The sequence below is a fragment of the Roseibium sp. RKSG952 genome (genome assembly GCF_009711355.1).
This window is the reverse complement of record NZ_SMMF01000241.1, coordinates 1-421: the sequence shown is the minus strand read 5'-3', so window position 1 is coordinate 421 and position 421 is coordinate 1. Positions and strand designations below refer to the sequence as shown.

General features: G+C 56.8%; 1 protein-coding gene. It reads left to right on the top strand.

Translation table 11 applies throughout. From position 1 onward, the window contains the following. Positions 1–123 precede the first annotated feature (123 nt). The coding region (locus E1297_RS51080; RefSeq protein ID WP_196223088.1) for a helix-turn-helix domain-containing protein at positions 124–421 on the top strand (298 nt) is incomplete at its 3' end.

The following is a 421-nucleotide window of genomic DNA, read 5'->3' as shown; positions in this document are numbered from 1 at the left end:
CCGTCCTTCAGGGCGGGGAAGACGTTAAGTACGGCGGCAATTTTCCTTCCTTTCTGGACAGCAGATTGAGACGTCGGTCTTTAGATCCTTGCTTTCCCGCTCTTTTTAGGAAATAAATCTTGCATGTGCCGTGCCGTAAAAGTCAGACTGTATCCCGCGAAGGATCAGATCAACAAACGGGACTTCCGGTTCGGTGCTGCGCGTTGGGTATTTAACAATGCCTTGGAACTGAGCCCCTTGCTGTGGGAAGAGCGTAGGTCAGGGCGGTTACGTCACCCTGTCGGGCGGTACGGTCGGTCGGAACGTGAAGTTTCCGAGCCCGAAGCCGTATCGCAAGGCGCTCGCGGCGCTGAAGCGCTACCAGCACGATCTGTTGCGCAAGAAGAAAGGGTCCGCCAACCGGGCCAAGGCCCGGGTGAAG